Source organism: Pseudomonas sp. PS01301 (genome assembly GCF_029960215.1).
GTDB lineage: Bacteria > Pseudomonadota > Gammaproteobacteria > Pseudomonadales > Pseudomonadaceae > Aquipseudomonas > Aquipseudomonas coleopterorum.
The window spans coordinates 1-17,259 of the sequence record NZ_JASCPM010000054.1 but is presented as its reverse complement, the minus strand read 5'-3'; the positions used below and the strand labels follow the sequence as shown (position 1 = coordinate 17,259).

The 17,259-nt window shown below is 64.2% G+C and carries 15 protein-coding genes; 5 read left to right on the top strand and 10 right to left on the bottom strand.

The window, feature by feature from the left end; all coding sequences use genetic code 11:
* Positions 1–99: 99 nt before the first annotated feature.
* The 8 genes from QMX89_RS20335 to QMX89_RS20300 all read right to left on the bottom strand — a co-directional run bounded on the left by QMX89_RS20335 (position 100) and on the right by QMX89_RS20300 (position 7,225).
* Positions 100–1,380, bottom strand: coding sequence for a TRAP transporter large permease (locus QMX89_RS20335; RefSeq protein WP_090357158.1), 1,281 nt, complete (start codon positions 1,378–1,380; stop codon positions 100–102).
* Positions 1,381–1,908: a TRAP transporter small permease gene (locus QMX89_RS20330; protein WP_282349614.1), complete on the bottom strand. Its 528-nt coding sequence runs from the start codon at positions 1,906–1,908 to the stop codon at positions 1,381–1,383.
* Between the two features lie 64 nt (positions 1,909–1,972).
* On the bottom strand, positions 1,973–2,956 hold the full coding sequence (locus tag QMX89_RS20325) for a TRAP transporter substrate-binding protein (protein ID WP_282349613.1): 984 nt from the start codon (positions 2,954–2,956) through the stop codon (positions 1,973–1,975).
* 42 nt (positions 2,957–2,998) lie between these two features.
* Complete coding sequence (locus QMX89_RS20320) at positions 2,999–3,838, bottom strand: NAD(P)-dependent oxidoreductase (protein WP_282349611.1); 840 nt, start codon at positions 3,836–3,838, stop codon at positions 2,999–3,001.
* Positions 3,839–3,994: 156 nt separating this feature from the next.
* Complete coding sequence (gene phnE, locus QMX89_RS20315) at positions 3,995–4,762, bottom strand: phosphonate ABC transporter, permease protein PhnE (RefSeq protein ID WP_282349609.1); 768 nt, start codon at positions 4,760–4,762, stop codon at positions 3,995–3,997.
* Positions 4,759–5,586 (bottom strand): phosphate/phosphonate ABC transporter permease, encoded by an 828-nt coding sequence (locus tag QMX89_RS20310; RefSeq protein ID WP_282349608.1) that lies wholly within the window; start codon positions 5,584–5,586, stop codon positions 4,759–4,761. Before QMX89_RS20310 ends, phnE begins: the two co-directional genes overlap by 4 nt.
* Positions 5,580–6,377 carry a phosphonate ABC transporter ATP-binding protein gene (locus QMX89_RS20305; RefSeq protein WP_282349607.1) on the bottom strand — a complete coding sequence of 266 codons (798 nt, stop codon included), beginning with the start codon at positions 6,375–6,377 and terminating at the stop codon, positions 5,580–5,582. Before QMX89_RS20305 ends, QMX89_RS20310 begins: the two co-directional genes overlap by 7 nt.
* On the bottom strand, positions 6,374–7,225 hold the full coding sequence (locus tag QMX89_RS20300) for a putative selenate ABC transporter substrate-binding protein (protein ID WP_134721437.1): 852 nt from the start codon (positions 7,223–7,225) through the stop codon (positions 6,374–6,376). The genes QMX89_RS20305 and QMX89_RS20300 overlap by 4 nt, the downstream gene beginning before the upstream one ends.
* Positions 7,226–7,369: 144 nt before the next feature.
* Between QMX89_RS20300 and selD the strand changes: the two genes are divergently transcribed.
* Together selD and mnmH are read left to right on the top strand one after the other, a co-directional pair.
* Entirely contained in the window at positions 7,370–8,404 is a 1,035-nt protein-coding gene (selD, locus tag QMX89_RS20295; protein ID WP_282349606.1) for a selenide, water dikinase SelD, read from the top strand.
* Complete coding sequence (mnmH, locus tag QMX89_RS20290; RefSeq protein ID WP_282349605.1) at positions 8,404–9,501, top strand: tRNA 2-selenouridine(34) synthase MnmH; 1,098 nt, start codon at positions 8,404–8,406, stop codon at positions 9,499–9,501. Before selD ends, mnmH begins: the two co-directional genes overlap by 1 nt.
* A gap of 39 nt (positions 9,502–9,540) precedes the next feature.
* Here the strand turns inward: mnmH and proP are convergent, their stop codons facing one another.
* Positions 9,541–11,043: a glycine betaine/L-proline transporter ProP gene (gene proP / locus QMX89_RS20285; RefSeq protein ID WP_122741775.1), complete on the bottom strand. Its 1,503-nt coding sequence runs from the start codon at positions 11,041–11,043 to the stop codon at positions 9,541–9,543.
* 203 nt (positions 11,044–11,246) lie between these two features.
* Here proP and QMX89_RS20280 point away from each other — a divergent pair, with 203 nt between their 5' ends.
* Complete coding sequence (locus tag QMX89_RS20280; protein ID WP_282349603.1) at positions 11,247–13,436, top strand: OsmC domain/YcaO domain-containing protein; 2,190 nt, start codon at positions 11,247–11,249, stop codon at positions 13,434–13,436.
* A 980-nt stretch (positions 13,437–14,416) separates the two neighbouring features.
* Here QMX89_RS20280 and QMX89_RS20275 read toward each other — a convergent pair.
* The gene (locus QMX89_RS20275; RefSeq protein ID WP_049859764.1) at positions 14,417–15,184 is read right to left on the bottom strand and encodes a transporter substrate-binding domain-containing protein; all 768 of its coding nucleotides are present in this window, start codon (positions 15,182–15,184) and stop codon (positions 14,417–14,419) included.
* A 138-nt stretch (positions 15,185–15,322) separates the two neighbouring features.
* Here QMX89_RS20275 and QMX89_RS20270 point away from each other — a divergent pair, with 138 nt between their 5' ends.
* Positions 15,323–16,315 (top strand): alpha/beta hydrolase, encoded by a 993-nt coding sequence (locus QMX89_RS20270; protein WP_282349601.1) that lies wholly within the window; start codon positions 15,323–15,325, stop codon positions 16,313–16,315.
* Positions 16,316–16,374: 59 nt separating this feature from the next.
* Positions 16,375–17,073: a tRNA (adenine(22)-N(1))-methyltransferase TrmK gene (locus QMX89_RS20265; protein WP_282349599.1), complete on the top strand. Its 699-nt coding sequence runs from the start codon at positions 16,375–16,377 to the stop codon at positions 17,071–17,073.
* Positions 17,074–17,259 lie beyond the last annotated feature (186 nt).

Below are 17,259 nucleotides of genomic sequence, written 5' to 3'. Positions count from 1 at the left end.
CCTGACCGCACGCACCACCGACGAGGCTTGCGCCGCTGCTACAGGGATTTTGGCGTGACGGACTGCCGCGGTGTGTCGCACACACCGCAGCAATCGGATCTACAACACCACGCTCGGCAGCCACAGCGAGATGGCGGGGATGTAGGTCACCATCATCAACACCACGAACAGCGCCAGGTAGAACGGCAGCAAGGCCTTCACCGTAGCCTCGATGGTCACCTTGCCGATCGCCGCACCGACGAACAGCACCGCGCCCACCGGTGGTGTGATCAAGCCGATGCCCAGGTTGACCAGCATGATCATGCCGAAATGCACCGGATCCACGCCCACGCTGACGACCACGGGCAGCAGGATCGGCGTCAGGATCAGAATCAGCGGCGCCATGTCCATGATCGTGCCGAGCATCAACAGCATCACGTTGATGCACATCAGCACCACGTAGCGGTTGTCCGACAGGGTCAGGAACGCCGTGGTGATCTTCATCGGGATTTCCATCAGCGTCAGGATGTAGCCGAAGCTGGCAGCGAAGCCGATCAGAATCATCACGATGGAAATGGTCCGTGCCGCCCGATGCATCAGCTTGGGCAGATCGCGCCATTTGTAGTCGCGGTAGATGAACATGGTCACGAAGAACGACCAGAGCACGGCGATGGCCGCCGACTCGGTCGCGGTGAACACGCCCGACAGAATACCGCCGAGAATGATCACCAGCGCCATCAGTCCCCACAGCGCTTCACCGGCGATCTTCAGCGCCTGGCGCATCGGGATCACTTCGCCCTTGGGATAGTTGCGCTTGCGCGCAAAGATCATGCACAGGCCCATCATCACCGCGCTGAGCAACAGCCCCGGCATGACCCCGGCCATGAACAGCGAGGCGATCGACACCGAGCCGCCAGCGGCCAGCGAGTACAGCACCGAGTTGTGGCTGGGCGGCGTGAGCAGAGCCTGTACCGAGCCGCTGACCGTCACCGCCGTAGAGAAATCGCGCGGATAACCTGCACGCTCCATTTCCGGAATCAGCACCGAACCCACCGAGGCGGTGTCGGCCACGGACGAGCCGGAGATGGCGCCGAAAAAGGTCGAGGCGACGATGTTGACCAGCGACAGTCCACCGCGCACGAACCCCACCAGCACGCCGGCGAAGGCCACCAGCCGTCGCGACATGCCGCCCTCGGCCATGATCGCACCGGCGAGCACGAAGAACGGAATGGCCAGCAACGAGAACTTGTTGACCCCACCGGCGATCTGGATCATCAGCGCGTCGGCCGGAATCTCGATCCACCAGGCCCCGATCAAGGCCGACAGGCCCAGCGCATAGGCCACCGGCATCCCCACCAGGATCAGGGCGATGAAGCTGCCCAACAGTATGAGAGCATCCATTTACGCAGCACCTTCACTGGCTTCTACGACGTCGAACCGCATCACGGCGCGGTGGCTCTGGTCACCCAGGAAGAGCTTTTCCAGGATGAACACCAGGGTCACGATGCCGCCAAGCGGGATGGGCAAGTAGGAAATACCCACTCGCAGGGAAGGAATTTCACCCAGGTATTGGTTCCAGGTGTTGGCACACAGCGTGAAGCCCTTGACGATCATGAACAGCGCGACCACCGCCATCAGGATCTGCACGGCCACCGCCGCCACCCGCCGCGCCTGCGCCGGCAGGCGTTCCACCGCCATGGCCACGGCCATGTGCGCGCCGGCGCGGTAGCTGGCCGCCGCGCCGAAAAAGGTGAATACCACCATCAGCAGGATCGCCACCGGCTCCGGCCAGCTGGAACCACTGCCCAGCGCGTAGCGGGTGAAGATGCCCCATGGAATGATCAGGGTCATGGTCAGGACCGACAAGCCGGCGATCCCGATGCAGACCCGGTACAGCAAGTCGTTCAAACGCAGCACAGTGTTTTTCATGAGGCTCACCCAGCGGCGGGGGAGCGGGCGACTGCCGGCTCCCCCTTGGTGTTGACGGACAGGCTTACTTGACGGCTTCGATGCGGGTGATCAGCTCTTTGTACGGCGCGCCGTACTTGTCCCGCACCGGTTGAGTGGCGTCGTAGAAGGCCTTCTTCTGCTCAGGCGTCAAGGTGATGAACTCCACGCCACCGGCCTTGAGCTTGGCTTCCGCTTCGCTGGATTTCTTGTCCCACAGCACGCGCTCTTCCATCTGCGCCTCGCGGGCAAGCTTCTTCACCAGTGCCTGTTGCTCTGGGCTGAGCTTGTTCCAGAGCAGTTTCGACATCACGATGGGTTCGGGCAGGATCAGGTGCTCGGTCAGCGTGTAGAACTTGGCGTTCTGGTAGTGGTTGTGTTCGAGCATGGTCGGCGGGTTGTTCTCCGCGCCGTCGATCACCCCGGTCTGCAGGGCGCTGAAAATCTCGCCGGTGGCCATGGCGATGCCGTTGCCGCCCATGTCGTTGATGGTGTCGATGAACACCGGGTTGCCCTGCACCCGGATCTTCATGCCCTTGAGGTCGGCGATCTGCCGCACTGGCTTCTTGGTGTAGAGGTTGCGCGTGCCGCCATCCATCCAGGCCAGGGCGACCAGGTTGAATTGGGAATTGGTGATCTTGTCGAGAATCTCCTGACCGATCTCGCCATCGATGATGCTGCGCATGTGCGCCTGATCACGGAAGATGAACGGCAGGTTGAACACGTTCACGTCGGGCACCACCGGGCCGACGATACCCAGGCTGACCCGGGTCATCTGCACGGCGTTGCTCTGGACCTGCTCGACCACTTCTTTCTCGGAGCCCAGCACACCACCGGCGAACATCTTGAAGGTGATCTCGCCATTGCTCTGTTCTACGAGCTTCTTGCCCATGTCCTGCTCGGCCACCACCGGCGGATAGCCGGCCGGGTGCACTTCGGCGAACTTGATGTTGATCGCGGCCTGCGCCAGCCCGGACAGGCAGAAGGCGAGCGGGAGTGCTGCTACGAGTAACGTGCGTTTGAAATCCATGGATAACTCCAGCGTTGTTGTTGTTTTGGTGTCGCAAAGGATTCAGTTGTCGCCAAACGGCCCGGCAGCGACGAAGGCGCCACCCTGATAGACCATGGCCGGATCATCGGCGGCGGGCATCGGTTGCGCGTCGATCTTGTCGCGGAAGACTTCCGAGCTGTCCTTGGGGGCGAAGCCCAAGTGCGCGGCATAGCGGTTGTCCCACCACCCATCGCGGTTGGCCGAAGCGCCGTAGACCACGGTGTGGCCCACATTCGGGGTGAACAGGCTCAGTTCGATGAGGCGGGTCAGGTCGTCGAAACTCAGCCAGGTGCTCATCATTCGGCGGTTGGCCGGCTCGGGGAACGAGGAGCCGATGCGGATGCTGACGGTTTCGATGCCGTAGCGATCGAAGTAGAAGGTGGCCAGGTCCTCGCCGTAGGACTTGGACAGCCCGTAGTAGCTGTCCGGACGCCGCGGCGAATGGGCATCGATGGTCTCGTCCTGCTTGTAGAAACCGATCACATGATTGGAGCTGGCGAATACTACGCGCTTGACGCCATGCCGGCGTGCTGCTTCGTAGATGTGAAAGACCCCGCAGATATTGGGGCCGAGGATGTCTTCGAAAGCATGCTCCGTCGATACGCCGCCGAAATGCACGATGGCGTCCACGCCTTGTACCAGTTCGTGCACGGCCTGCTTGTCGGCGAGATCGCACAACTGGAATTCTTCGGAGGTGTCGGAACGGGTGTCGGTGGAGGCGGGAAGAGGGACGATATCGGAGAGCCGCAGGGTGCGGGCGAAGGGTTTCAGACTTTCTCGAAGCACCTTCCCCAGACCGCCGGCGGCGCCGGTCAGGAGAAGGCGATTGAAGGGATTCTGGACGGTGTGAATGCCTGTCATGAGCGAGTCCTTTGTCGTTATTGTTTTTGTCATCTGTTGTCGTATGACTTGGTTCGGATTATCGACAGCTCTTGACGATCTTGTCAACGCGACTAATGGCGAAAGCCGCGCGTGAGCTCAGCCGTTGCCGACAGGCGGGTGGCTGCTAGACACTAGCTAGTGACGAATCCAGCGCTGGCGCATCCAGCCACTCAGGGCATCCACCCCCAGCACGAGCAGCAGCATGGCCAGAATGAGCGTGCTGGCGCGCGCTTCCTGGAACAGACTGAGGCTGACATAGAGCATCTGTCCCAGCCCGCCGGCGCCGACGAAGCCGAGAATGCTGGCCATGCGAATGTTGTTTTCCCAGCGGTACAGGGTATAGGCCAGCAGCTGTGGCCAGAGGTTGGGCAGGGTCCCGTAGCAGAACGCCAGCCAGGCGTTGCCGCCTTGCAGACGGATCGCGTTGGCAGGTTCGGGCGGGGTGTTTTCCAGCGCTTCGGCAAACAGCCGGCCGAGCACCCCGGCCGTGTGCAAGGCCAGCGCCAGGGTACCAGCGTTGGGTCCAAGCCCGGCGGCCAGCACCATCAGCACCGCCCAGACCAGTTCGGGTACTGCACGCAAGGCATTGAGCAGCAGCTTGGCAAAACCCTGCATCGGCCAGCCCAATCGGCCGGCGGCGGGAATGGCCAGCAGCAAGGCGGCGATCGCGGCCAGCAACGTGCCCAGCGCCGACATCGCCAGCGTTTCCAGTGAGGCATGGCCCACGGCCCACAGGTGTGCGGCGGTGAAATCCGGAGACAGGAAGCGCGCCGCGTAACGGGCCATGTGACCCAGGCTGTCGGCATCGCCCAGGTTGAATGGGTTCAGGCCCAGATAGGCGAAGGAGGCGACTACCGCCAGGATGATGGCCAGTACCAGCGCCGCATTGCCCAGGCGCCTCATGTGAAACGCCCTCGCAGCACCCGGCTGAGCAGGTCGGCGAACAGCACCAGCACGATGAACGTCAGCAGGATGCTGGCCACTTCGGCCGAAGCGAACATGCGCATCGACAGGTCGATCTGTTGGCCCAGCCCACCGGCGCCGACGAAGCCCATCACCACCGAGGCGCGCACCGCGCACTCCCAGCGGTATACGGTGTACGACATCAGTTCGGCGGCAGCGGCCGGAAGCGTGCCATAGGCGAACGCGGCCAGGCGCCCGGCGCCCGCACGCATCAGGGCCTGCGCCGGACGTTGATCGACCGACTCGTAGATTTCGGCATACACCTTGCCGAGCATCCCCGCGTAGGTGATGGCAATCGCCAGCACACCGGCGGTCGGGCCCAGGCCCACGGCGCGAACGAACAGCAAGGCCCAGACGATCTCCGGCACGCTGCGCAGAAAGATCAGCACGCCACGCACCGGCCAGCGCACGCAGGTGCCCGGCCAGCCAGGGCGAGCGCCGATGCTGGCCGCCGACAGCGACAAGGCGCGGCTGGCCAGCAGGCTGGCGGGCACCGCAAGCACCAGCGCCAGAAACATGCCCGCGGTGGCGATGGCCAAGGTCTGCAAGGTCGCGTCCCACAGCAGCGCCAGAAAGTCCTGGTCATGGGCCGGCGGCCAGAAACCGGCCAGGAAGGCACCGGTGGATCGACTGACGGCTGGATCGAACAGCACGCCTGGGTTCAGCTCGGCCAGACGGATGCCGGGCCACAGCAACAGCACCGCCAGCGCGGCCAGCAGCAGCCGCGGCAGAGCGGCCGGATCGCGTTGGTGTCGACTCAGCATCGCGGCAGCCAGGGCGTCGCGGTGTCCGCTGACGTGGGGGCAGGGCTCAGCTGCGCGTTGGCATACAGGTCATCCAGGCGCTGTGCGGTGACTTCGGCAGCGCTCAGGTCGAAGGCGATCCGGCCGTCGCGCACGCCGATGATTCGTGGGAAGCAGGCCAATGCCAGCTCCACCGTGTGCAGGCTGGCCACCAGGGTGACGCGCTGTTCGCTGGCGTGCTGGCAGAGCAGGTCCAGGGTATGCCGGGCCAGCCTGGGGTCCATCGCCGAGACCGGCTCGTCGGCCAGCAACAGCGCTGGCTGTTGGTACAGGGCGCGAGCGATGCCAACGCGCTGCAATTGCCCGCCCGACAGCTGCTGGCATTGGGCGAACAGCTTGTCGTCCAGGTCCAGCCGCGCCAGCAGCGCACGGGCGCCGGCAATGTCCACCGGATGCAGGAGGTTGAGCAGGCTCTTGCCCAGCCCCCATTGCCCCAGCTTGCCGGCCAGCACCGCCGTGACCACCCGTTGCCGGGGCGGCAGCGGCGGGGCCTGATGGATCAGACCGATGCGCGCGCGCAGGCGCTGTCGCGCGCGACTGCTCAGCTGCCAGGGCTGCACGCCCAGCACCGCCAGCTCGCCCGCGCTGGGCTGCAGGGCGGTCGCCAGTACATTCAGCAAGCTGGACTTGCCGGCGCCCGACGGACCGATGATCGCCACGCGCTCCCCGGCGGCGATGTTCAGATGCACGTCGCGCAGGGCCTGCACTCCGTTGCGGTGGCGCAGGTCGACGGCCGTCAGGCGCAGGGTCATTTCAACAGATCGGCAGCGCGGGCGGCGTCCTCGATGCCCTTGTAGTTCTCAGGCTTGGTGGGGATGAAGCGGCTGGCTGCCTGCAGGTCGAGGATCGCCTTGTCCGCGGGCTTGGCCGGGTCGAGGGCAAGGAACGCCTGCTTGAGCTTTTCCGCCAGCGCCGGGTCGAGGGTGCCGCGCACGGTCCAGTTGTAATCGAAGTAGGTCGGCGTGGTGGCAAACACCTTGACCTTGTCGGTGTCGACCTTGCCACTGTCGACCAGCTTCTGCCAGACGCTGGCATTGAGCACGCCGGCATCGACCTTGCCTGCCTGCACCCACGCTGCGGTGGCGTCATGGGCACCCGAGTAGGCGACGCGGCTGAAATAGGTTTCCGGCTTGATGTTGTCCTGCAGCATGAAATAGCGCGGCATCAGGCTGCCGGACGTCGACGAGATCGAGCCAAAGGCAAAGCTCTTGCCCTTGAGGTCGGCCAGCGATTTGACGTTCGGGTCGCTGGTGATGAATTTGCTGGTGAACTGGGCATCCTGCTCACGCTGCACCAGGGGAATGGCGTTGCCGGTTTTCTGGTTGACCTGGACGAAGGTGAAGCCGCCCAGCCAGGCCATGTCCAGACGATCGGTGGCCAGCGCCTCGACCACCGCCGGGTAGTCGGCCACTGGCACGAACTCGACCTTCATGCCGGTCTGCTGCTCGAGGTACGCACCCAGCGGCTTGAACTTGCGCAGCAGTTCGGTGGGCGCCTCGTCGGGGATGGCGGACACCCGCAGAACGTCGGCGGCGAAGCTGGTGACCGCGCTGGCGCACAAGGCAAGGCCGGCAACCAGTGACAGGGAGCGCTTGAACATGGTGGGTCTCCGAAAGGTGGCGCAAGGCGCGCGGGCGAGGCCCGGTACGCAAGGATAGAGGTGGCGCGATTATAAGAGTCACTGCAGGAAAGGCCAGCTTTGATAGACTTCGCAGCCTGTTTCCCGGACCTCGAGAAGGCTGCCATGAATTCGCCCATCCGTTTGACCCAATACAGCCATGGTGCCGGTTGCGGCTGCAAGATCTCGCCCAAGGTCCTGGAAGTGATCCTGGCCGGCAGCGGCGCGCAGAACCTGGACCCCAAGCTGTGGGTCGGCAATGCCTCGCGCGACGACGCTGCGGTGTACGCGATCGACGAGGAACGCGGGGTGGTGTCCACCACCGATTTCTTCATGCCCATCGTCGACGACCCGTTCGATTTCGGACGCATCGCGGCCACCAACGCGATCAGCGACATCTACGCCATGGGCGGCGATCCGTTGATGGCCATCGCCATTCTCGGCTGGCCGGTCAACCTGCTGCCCCCGGAAGTGGCTCGCGAAGTGATCCGCGGCGGCCGCGCGGTGTGCGACGCCGCCGGCATTCCGCTGGCCGGCGGGCATTCGATCGACGCCCCCGAACCCATCTTCGGCCTTGCGGTGACCGGCCTGGTCGACAAGCGCCACATGAAGCGCAACGACACCGCCCAGGTCGGCGACCGCCTGTACCTGACCAAGCCGCTGGGCATCGGCATCCTCACCACCGCCGAGAAGAAATCCAGGCTGCGCGACGAAGACGTCGGCGTGGCCCGCGACTGGATGTGCACCCTGAACAAGCCCGGCAGTCGCTTCGGCAAACTGGCCGGGGTCAGCGCCATGACCGACGTCACCGGTTTCGGACTGCTCGGGCACCTGGTCGAGATGGCCGATGGCGCGCAGCTCACCGCACGCCTGGACTACGCCGCCGTGCCGCGCCTGCCCGGCATCGATCACTACCTGCGCGAGGGCTGCGTGCCCGGCGGCACCCAACGCAATTTCGAAAGCTACGGCGAACGCATCGCTGCCCTGACCGATGAGCAGCGGGACCTGCTCTGCGACCCGCAGACCAGCGGCGGCTTGCTGGTCGCGGTCAGCGCCGCCGGTGAAGCCGAGTTCGTCGCCCTGGCCGCGGAACTGGGCCTGCAACTGGCACCCATCGGCAGTTTGGTCGAACGTCTGCCCCATGCGGTCGAGGTGATCTGATGCGTGACAACAGCAGCGACTACCGCGCGTTGTTCCTGGGCGATGTGCCGATGATGGACGCCCGCGCGCCGGTGGAGTTCGACAAGGGCGCCTTCCCCGGTGTGCACAACCTGCCGCTGATGGACGACCTGGAACGGCAGAAGGTCGGTACCTGCTACAAGCAGCACGGCCAGGAGGCCGCCATCGCCTTGGGCCACCGCCTGGTGTCAGGCGACATCAAGGAACGCCGGATCGCGGCCTGGGCGGCGTTCGCCAAGGCCAATCCGCACGGCTACCTGTACTGCTTCCGCGGCGGCCTGCGTTCGCAGACCGTGCAACGCTGGCTGCAAGAAGCCGGGATCGACTACCCGCGAGTGCTGGGCGGCTACAAGGCTATGCGCAGCTTCCTGCTGGACACCCTCGAACAGGCGGTGGAGCAATGTCGGTTCGTGGTGCTGGGCGGCATGACCGGCACCGGCAAGACCGACGTACTGGCGCAGTTGAGCAATGCCCTGGACCTGGAAGGGCATGCCAACCACCGCGGCTCCAGCTTCGGCAAGCGCGCGACCGGGCAGCCGGCGCAGATCGATTTCGAGAACCGCCTGGCCATCGACGTGCTGAAAAAGCGTGCCGCCGGCATCGAGCAGTTCGTGCTCGAAGACGAAAGCCGTTTGGTCGGCAGCTGCAACGTGCCGTTGTCCCTGCATCAGGGCATGCAGGGTTATCCCTTGGTGTGGCTGGAAGACAGCTTCGATAACCGTGTCGAGCGCATTCTGCGTGACTACGTGGTGGACCTGTGCGCGGAGTTCGTCAGCCTGCACGGCGAAGAGGGCCATGAGCTGTTTGCCGAGCGTCTGTTGCAAAGCCTGGATCGGATCTACAAGCGCCTGGGCGGCGAGCGACATCAGCGTCTGCAGAGCCTGATGCAGGCCGCGCTGGACGAACAGCAGCGCAGTGGTCAGGTCGATCTGCATCGCGGGTGGATCGAGGGGTTGCTGCACGAGTACTACGATCCGATGTACGCCTACCAGCGTGAAAGCAAGGCGTCGCGGATCGAATTCGCCGGCGACCAGGCCGCCGTGGTCGACTACCTGCGCGAGCGCTTGGCCAAAGGCTGAAAACCGCCGGCGCGGTTCGCAGCCAGGCCAGGTCGAGGCTTAGTTGATACGCGGATGCTGTTCCACCAGAGACTTGCGCTTGGCTTCCAGCTCGGCGATCTGCGTGTCGATGTCTTCGATTTTCTGCTCGATGTTGTCGTGGTGTTCGACCAGCAGCTCACGGGCTTCTTCGATGTCGGACGCCGCCGGTGCCGCACCACGCAGAGGCCGGTTGGCGGTCTCCTTCATGGTGATGGCAGTGACGAAACCGATCACGGCGAACACCATCAGGTAGTACGCAGGCATGTACAGGTCGTCGGTGCTTTCCACCAGCCAGGCGACCGCTGTCGGCGTCAGGCCAGCGATCAGTACCGAGACGTTGAAGGCACTGGCCAGGGCGCTGTAGCGGATGTGCGTGGGGAACATCGCCGGCAGCGTCGAGGCCATCACGCCGATGAAGAAGTTCAGCACCACGGCCAGCATCAGCAGGCCGGCGAAGATCAGGCCGATCTTGCCGCTGTTGATCAGCATGAAGGCCGGAATGGCCAGGAAGAACAGGCCGATACTGCCGAACAGAATGAAGGGCTTGCGGCCGAACTTGTCGCTGGCATAACCGATCGCCGGCTGCGCGAACAACATGCCGACCATGATCGCGATGATGATTAGCACACCATGGCTTTCGCTGTAGTGCAGGTTGTGCGACAGGTAGCTGGGCATGTAGGTGAGTAGCATGTAGTAGGTGACGTTGGTCACCGCCACGATGCCGATGCAGGTCAGCAGGCTGCGCCAGTGTTTGGTCGCCACCTCTTTGAACGAGACCTTGGGGCCACCGGCCAGGCCTTCGCGGTCACCTTGTTCGAGTTTTTCGACGTGTTGCTGGAACGCCGGGGTTTCTTCCAGCGCGTGACGCAGGTACAGGCCGATCATGCCCAGCGGCAAGGCCAGGAAGAACGGCACGCGCCAGCCCCAGTCGAGGAACTTCTCTTCGCCGATCACGGCAGAAATCCCGACCACCACGCCGGCGCCGAGCACGAAACCGGCTATCGAGCCGAAGTCCAGCCAACTGCCGAGGAAGCCACGCTTGCGGTCCGGGGCGTACTCGGCGACGAAGATCGACGCGCCGGTGTACTCACCGCCCACCGAGAAGCCTTGGGCCATCTTCGCCAGCAGCAAAAGAATCGGGGCCCAGATTCCGATGGAGTCGTAGGACGGAATCAAGCCGATCGCGAAGGTGCTCAGCGACATGATCACGATGGTGGCGGCGAGGACTTTCTGACGGCCGTATTTGTCGCCCAGTGCGCCGAAGAACAGGCCACCCAGGGGGCGAATCAGGAAAGGTACGGAGAAGGTGGCCAGGGCCGCGATCATCTGCACGCTGGGATCGGCACCCGGGAAGAACACCTTGCCCAGCGCGTAGGCCACGAAGCCGTAGACGCCGAAGTCGAACCATTCCATGGCGTTGCCAAGCGCGGCGGCGGTGATCGCCTTGCGCATCTTGACGTCGTCGACGATGGTGATGTCGTTCAACCCGATCGGGTTGACTTTTTTTCTACGAGATTTCATCGATGTTTCTCTTTGTGTCAAAGCGGCTTGTCCCCATGAGATACAAATTGACACCAAAAAATTCACTGGTGGCGGCGATTTAGTATCGCCACAGCGGTCCGTTCGCCTGCCCGATTACCGCCGTCGGTGATCGTCCAAGACGCACGGGTGAAAAAATCGGATAATGCGCGCCATTCGTTTTTGCTTGCATCAGGTGCTCCCCCATGGAAATCAAGGTCAATTTTCTCGACAACCTTCGACTTGAAGCCAAGTTCGACGATTTCACGGTGGTGGCCGACCAACCCATTCGCTACAAGGGCGACGGCTCGGCGCCGGGGCCTTTCGACTATTTCCTGGCCTCGTCGGCACTGTGCGCGGCGTACTTCGTCAAGCTGTACTGCAACACGCGCAACATTCCCACCGACAACATTCGCCTGTCGCAGAACAACATCGTCGACCCGGAAAACCGCTACAACCAGATTTTCAAGATCCAGGTCGAGCTGCCGGCGGACATGTCGGCCAAGGACCGCCAGGGCATCCTGCGTTCCATCGACCGCTGCACGGTGAAGAAGGTGGTGCAGACCGGGCCGGACTTCATCATCGAAGAAGTCGACAACCTCGACGCCGATGCCCAGGCCCTGTTGATGCCGACCCAGCAGGCGGGCGCCAGCACCTATGTGCTGGGCAAGGACCTGCCGCTGGAGCAGACCATCGCCAACATGTCCGGCATCCTCGCCGGGCTGGGCATGAAGATCGAGATCGCCTCGTGGCGCAACATCGTGCCCAACGTCTGGTCGCTGCACATCCGCGATGCCTACTCGCCGATGTGCTTCACCAACGGCAAGGGGGCGACCAAGGAAAGCGCGCTGGCTTCGGCCCTGGGTGAATTCATCGAGCGCCTGAACTGCAACTTCTTCTACAACGACCAGTTCTGGGGCGAGGACATCGCCCAGGCCGACTTCGTCCATTACCCCGACGAGCGCTGGTTCCAGCCGGGCCGCAAGGATGCCTTGCCCAGCGAGATCCTCGACGCCCACTGCCTGGCCATCTACAACCCCGACGGTGAGCTGCGTGGCTCCCATCTGTACGACACCAACTCGGGCAACATCGAGCGCGGCATCTGCTCGCTGCCCTTCGTGCGTCAGTCGGATGGCGAGACGGTGTATTTCCCGTCCAACCTGATCGAGAACCTGTACCTGAGTAACGGCATGAGTGCCGGCAATACCCTGGCCGAAGCCCAGGTGCAGTGCCTGTCGGAGATTTTCGAACGGGCGGTCAAGCGCGAGATTCTCGAAGGCGAACTGGCGCTGCCCGACGTTCCGGCCGAGGTGCTGGCACGCTATCCCGGCATCGTGGCAGGCATCCAGGGGCTGGAAGAGCAGGGCTTTCCGGTGCTGGTCAAGGACGCCTCCCTGGGCGGGCGCTTCCCGGTGATGTGCGTGACCTTGATGAACCCGCGAACCGGCGGCGTGTTCGCGTCGTTCGGCGCCCATCCAAGCCTGGAAGTGGCGCTGGAGCGCAGCCTTACCGAGCTGCTGCAGGGCCGCAGTTTCGAAGGGCTCAACGACTTGCCGCAACCGACCTTCGAAAGCCATGCCCTGATGGAGCCGAACAACTTCGTCGAGCATTTCATCGATTCCAGCGGCGTGGTGTCGTGGCGTTTCTTCAGTGCCAAGGCCGACTTCGCCTTTGCCGATTGGGACTTCACCGCTCAGGGCGACAACGCCAATACCGAGGAAGCGGCGACGCTGTTCGCCATTCTCGACGGGATGGGCAAGCAGGTGTACATGGCGGTCTACGAGCACCTGGGCGCCAAGGCGTGCCGGATTCTGGTGCCGGGGTACTCGGAGATCTATCCGATCGAAGACCTGATCTGGGACAACACCAACAAGGCGCTGTTTTTCCGCGAAGACATTCTCAATCTGCATCGTCTGGATGACGATGCACTGGGCGATCTGTTGCAACGCCTGGAGGAGTCGGAGCTGGACGACTACACCGATATCCGCACGTTGATCGGCATCGAGTTCGACGAGAACACGGTGTGGGGGCAGTTGACCATTCTGGAGTTGAAGGTGCTGATCCAGCTGGTGCTGGAGCGCTTCGACGACGCCAAGGAGCTGGTCGAGATGTTCCTGCAATACAACGCCAATACCCTGGACCGTGTGCTGTTTTTCCAGGCCTTGAACGTGGTGCTCGAGGTGGAGCTGGACAGCGATCTGGACATGGCCGATTACGAGGTCAATTTCCGCCGCATGTTCGGCGATGCGCGGATGGATGCAGCGCTGGGCTCGGTAGACGGCAGCGTGCGCTTCCATGGCTTGACGCCCACGAGCATGAAGCTCGAAGGCCTGGATCGTCATCTGCGCCTGATCGACAGCTACAAAAAACTGCACAGCGCCCGCGCCCAGGCCTGACCCACCGCGTACATCGCCGACGCGGCTTGCACCGCCCCTGTAGCAGCGGCGCGAGCCGCGTCCGGGAACGTCGGGCTCACCCTGATCCACCGCGTGCACCGCCGACGCGGCTTGCACCGCTGCTACACGGGTGGCGCGAGCCGGATTTGCCACCTGCCTGCACCGCCGACCCGGCATGCACGGCCCCTGTAGCAGCGGCGCGAGCCGCGTCCGGGAACGCCGGGCTCACCCTGATCCACCGCGTACACCGCCGACGCGGCTTGCACCGCTGCTACACGGGTGGCGCGAGCCGGATTTGCCACCTGCCTGCACCGCCGACGCGGCATGCACGGCCCCTGTAGCAGCGGCGCGAGCCGCGTCCGGGAACGCCGGGCTCACCCTGATCCACCGCGTGCACCGCCGACGCGGCTTGCACCGCTGCTACACGGGTGGCGCGAGCCGGATTTGCCCCCTGCCTGCACCGCCGACGCGGCATGCACGGCCCCTGTAGCAGCGGCGCAAGCCGCGTCCGGGAACACCGCGTTCGCCCTGACCCACCGCGTGCACCGCCGACGCGGCTTGCACCGCTGCTACACGGGTGGCGCGAGCCGGATTTGCCCCCTGCCTGCACCGCCGACGCGGCATGCACGGCCCCTGTAGCAGCGGCGCGAGCCGCGTCCGGGATCGCCGCGTTCACCCTGATCCACCGCGTGTACCGCCGACGCGGCTTGCACCGCTGCTACACGGGTGGCGCAAGCCGGATTTGCCACCTGCCTGCACCGCCAACGCGGCATGCACGACCGCTGTAGCAGCGGCGCGAGCCGCGTCCGGGAACGCCGGGCTCACCCTGATCCACCGCGTGCACCGCCGACGCGGCTTGCACCGCTGCTACACGGGTGGCGCAAGCCGGATTAGCCCAGATCCGCAGCCTGCATCGCTGGCGCGGCACGCACGGCCCCTGTAGCAGCGGCGCGAGCCGCGTCCCGGCAGCACCACCGTGCTCAGAGCGGAGCGCTCAGGTATCGTTCCACCAACCGCTTTATCGAACCGTCGCGATGCAGGGTCTGCACCGCGTCGCGCAGACTGCGCACCATCTGCGGCGAACAGCTCTTCGAACAGGCCAGATACAGATCCGACGTCATCAGCACCGGGCTCATCAGCAACGGCCGTTCAGACACCTGCCGCCAGATGTATTTCGACTCGGGCACCCCATTGAACCAGGCATCGACGCGCCCCAGCAGCAGCATCTGCGCCGGATTCTCACCGATACGCAGCGGGTAGATCTGCGAAGCATCGAATCCTTCGTCATACAGCTTGCGTTCCTGCGCACTGCCCATGCCCACCGCAATGCGATGATAGGTGCGACGCGCCTGGGCGAAGCTTTCGACGCGCTGGTCGAGGCTGAAAAACGCCCGGTCCATACTCATGATCGGCGCAATCCAGGTGTAGGCCGCTTCCCTGTCAGGGGTGCGCGACAGAGGCACGATGAGCATGTCCTGGCCTTGCTGCACCGTGCGTTGCGCCCTGAGCCAGGGCAGTATATGGGTATTCATTCGATAGCCCGCCAGCACCATGGCCTGCCCGGCGGCATCGGCCACGATGCCTTGCTGGCCTGCGACGCCGGCCATGCTCAGCGGTGGCGCCTCGGGCATGTACAGATCGAAGGCACGCGGGCTCGCTGCCCAGGCGACCGTATCGAGCAGGCTGTACAGCAAAAGGGCGCAGACCGACTTGAACAGCGACCCGCGCAAGCGGTTCAGATGATCCATTGCAACGATCCGACGGTATTCGATGACGGGCACCAAGAGGGCCAGCATAGTCGCTAATAGCGTTATCTGCTCATGCGGGAACCGCACCACGCGCAGACTCTCCTATCTGACATCTACTCATGTATGAGGACACCCCTGGTGGAGACCGAGCAAAGCTGGTCGTTCGATGCAGCGCAGATCGCGCAGGCAGAGCGCTTCAACAAGACCCTGAGCCGCCTGCCGCGGTTCCGTATCCGCAATCGCGTCACCCCGATGCTGATCCAGGCCCTGCTCCGTGCAGGGCAGTTGGCCAGCTCGCTCAAGCCCGTGCGCCATGGCGTGGCCATCGAAGAGCGCCTGCTGCGCCTGCCCGACGCCCGCCCGGTGAAGGTGCGCATCCTGCGGCCATCCCGGCCGCCTAAGGGTCTGGTGCTGGATTTCCACGGCGGCGGCTGGGTCATCGGCAATGCCCAGATGAACGATGACCTCAACATCGCCCTGGTGCAGGCCTGTGATGTCGCCGTGGTCTCGGTCGACTATCGCCTGGCTGTCTCGACGCCCCTGCAAGGCCTGCTCGACGACTGCCTGGTGGCCGCGCGCTGCGTGTTGGGCAATAGCTTTCCCGAGTTTGCCGACCTGCCGGTGATCGTCGTCGGCGAGTCCGCCGGTGGGCATCTGGCCGCCGCCACTCTGTTGCAGCTCAAGCAATGGCCCGCGTTGCTGCAGCGCGTGTGCGGTGCGCTGTTGTATTACGGTGTCTTCGACCTGACCGGCACCCCCAGCGTGCGCAACGCAGGGCCCGACACGCTGGTGCTGGACGGTCCGGGCATGGTCGAGGCGTTGCGTCTGCTGACCCCGAACCTGGACGATCAGCAACGCCGGCAGCCGGTGGTATCGCCCCTGTACGGTGACCTGCAAGGCCTGCCGCCTGCGCTGATGTTCGTCGGGGCGCTGGATCCGCTGCGCGATGACACCCTGTTGATGGCCGAACGCTGGGGCAAGGTGGCTCCGGTGGACCTGCGCCTGCTGCCGGTATCGCCCCACGGTTTCATCCACTTCCCCACGCCCATGGCCGACAAGGCCCTGGTCCACAGCCGTGAGTGGATCGTCCGACTGTTGGCGGGACAGGTTGCTGCGGAACCTGCCAGATGAGTTGAAATGCACGGGCGCGCTCGCCAGAATGCGCGCCCAATCAGGAGAACCGATCGCTCGTGAATCCGCTCAGCTTGTCCCATCGTATGGAGCGCGTGGCCGCCCAGGTCCCCGTCGGCGCGCACCTGGCTGACATCGGGTCGGATCATGCCTACCTGCCCGTGGCGCTGGTGCTGCGTGGTGTCATCCCCCAGGCCGTTGCCGGTGAGGTCGCCCAGACGCCGTTTCTGGCGGCCCGGCGCAGCGTTCGCGAGAGCGGGCTGGAGCACTGCATCAGCGTGCGTCAGGCCGACGGGCTGGCGGCGATCGAAGCGAGCGATCGAATCACGGCGGTGAGCCTGTGCGGCATGGGCGGGGAAACCATCCGCGACATTCTGCAGGCGGGCAGGGCGCATTTGACCCGTGGCGAGCGATTGATCCTGCAGCCCAATGGCGGCGAATGCGATCTGCGCCAGTGGCTGATGGACAATGGTTATCGCATCCGGCATGAAGAAGTGCTGCGGGAAAACCGCTTCGACTACGAGATCATCGTGGCCGATCACGGCGAAGCGGTGACCTACAGCCCCCAGGAGCTGTTTTTCGGACCCTTGCAGCTGCGCCAGCGTACTCCGGCGTTCCTGGCCAAATGGCAACGCCTGCTGCACCTCAAGCGCCGCACCCTCGAACGCCTGGCTCACGCTCGCCAAGGTGGCCTCGACGCCAAACGCCTCGAGCTCGCCCGACACATCCAGTGGATCGAATCCCTCAATCCGCTGTAGCAGCGGTGCAAGCCGCGTCACTGCGCACGCGGTGTGTCAGTTGCCCTGCGGCGGTCCCGGACGCGGCTCGCGCCGCTGCTTGTATGTTGTGCCCGCACTCGGCAAGAATCATTATTCTTGCTCGTGTACTCACAAAAATGTGTTTCTGGGGGATGCCGATCGCTGCTTAAGGCAGGACTTGCTCCT

Coding starts and splice junctions, on each gene's coding strand:
- QMX89_RS20325 (WP_282349613.1), bottom strand. CDS start 2,956: ATGGATTTCAAACGCACGTTACTCGTAGCAGCACTCCCGCTCGCCTTC.
- mnmH (WP_282349605.1), top strand. CDS start 8,404: ATGCGTGACAACAGCAGCGACTACCGCGCGTTGTTCCTGGGCGATGTG.
- QMX89_RS20320 (WP_282349611.1), bottom strand. CDS start 3,838: ATGACAGGCATTCACACCGTCCAGAATCCCTTCAATCGCCTTCTCCTG.
- QMX89_RS20330 (WP_282349614.1), bottom strand. CDS start 1,908: ATGAAAAACACTGTGCTGCGTTTGAACGACTTGCTGTACCGGGTCTGC.
- QMX89_RS20300 (WP_134721437.1), bottom strand. CDS start 7,225: ATGTTCAAGCGCTCCCTGTCACTGGTTGCCGGCCTTGCCTTGTGCGCC.
- selD (WP_282349606.1), top strand. CDS start 7,370: ATGAATTCGCCCATCCGTTTGACCCAATACAGCCATGGTGCCGGTTGC.
- QMX89_RS20335 (WP_090357158.1), bottom strand. CDS start 1,380: ATGGATGCTCTCATACTGTTGGGCAGCTTCATCGCCCTGATCCTGGTG.
- phnE (WP_282349609.1), bottom strand. CDS start 4,762: ATGAGGCGCCTGGGCAATGCGGCGCTGGTACTGGCCATCATCCTGGCG.
- QMX89_RS20280 (WP_282349603.1), top strand. CDS start 11,247: ATGGAAATCAAGGTCAATTTTCTCGACAACCTTCGACTTGAAGCCAAG.
- QMX89_RS20275 (WP_049859764.1), bottom strand. CDS start 15,184: ATGGATCATCTGAACCGCTTGCGCGGGTCGCTGTTCAAGTCGGTCTGC.
- QMX89_RS20310 (WP_282349608.1), bottom strand. CDS start 5,586: ATGCTGAGTCGACACCAACGCGATCCGGCCGCTCTGCCGCGGCTGCTG.
- proP (WP_122741775.1), bottom strand. CDS start 11,043: ATGAAATCTCGTAGAAAAAAAGTCAACCCGATCGGGTTGAACGACATC.
- QMX89_RS20305 (WP_282349607.1), bottom strand. CDS start 6,377: ATGACCCTGCGCCTGACGGCCGTCGACCTGCGCCACCGCAACGGAGTG.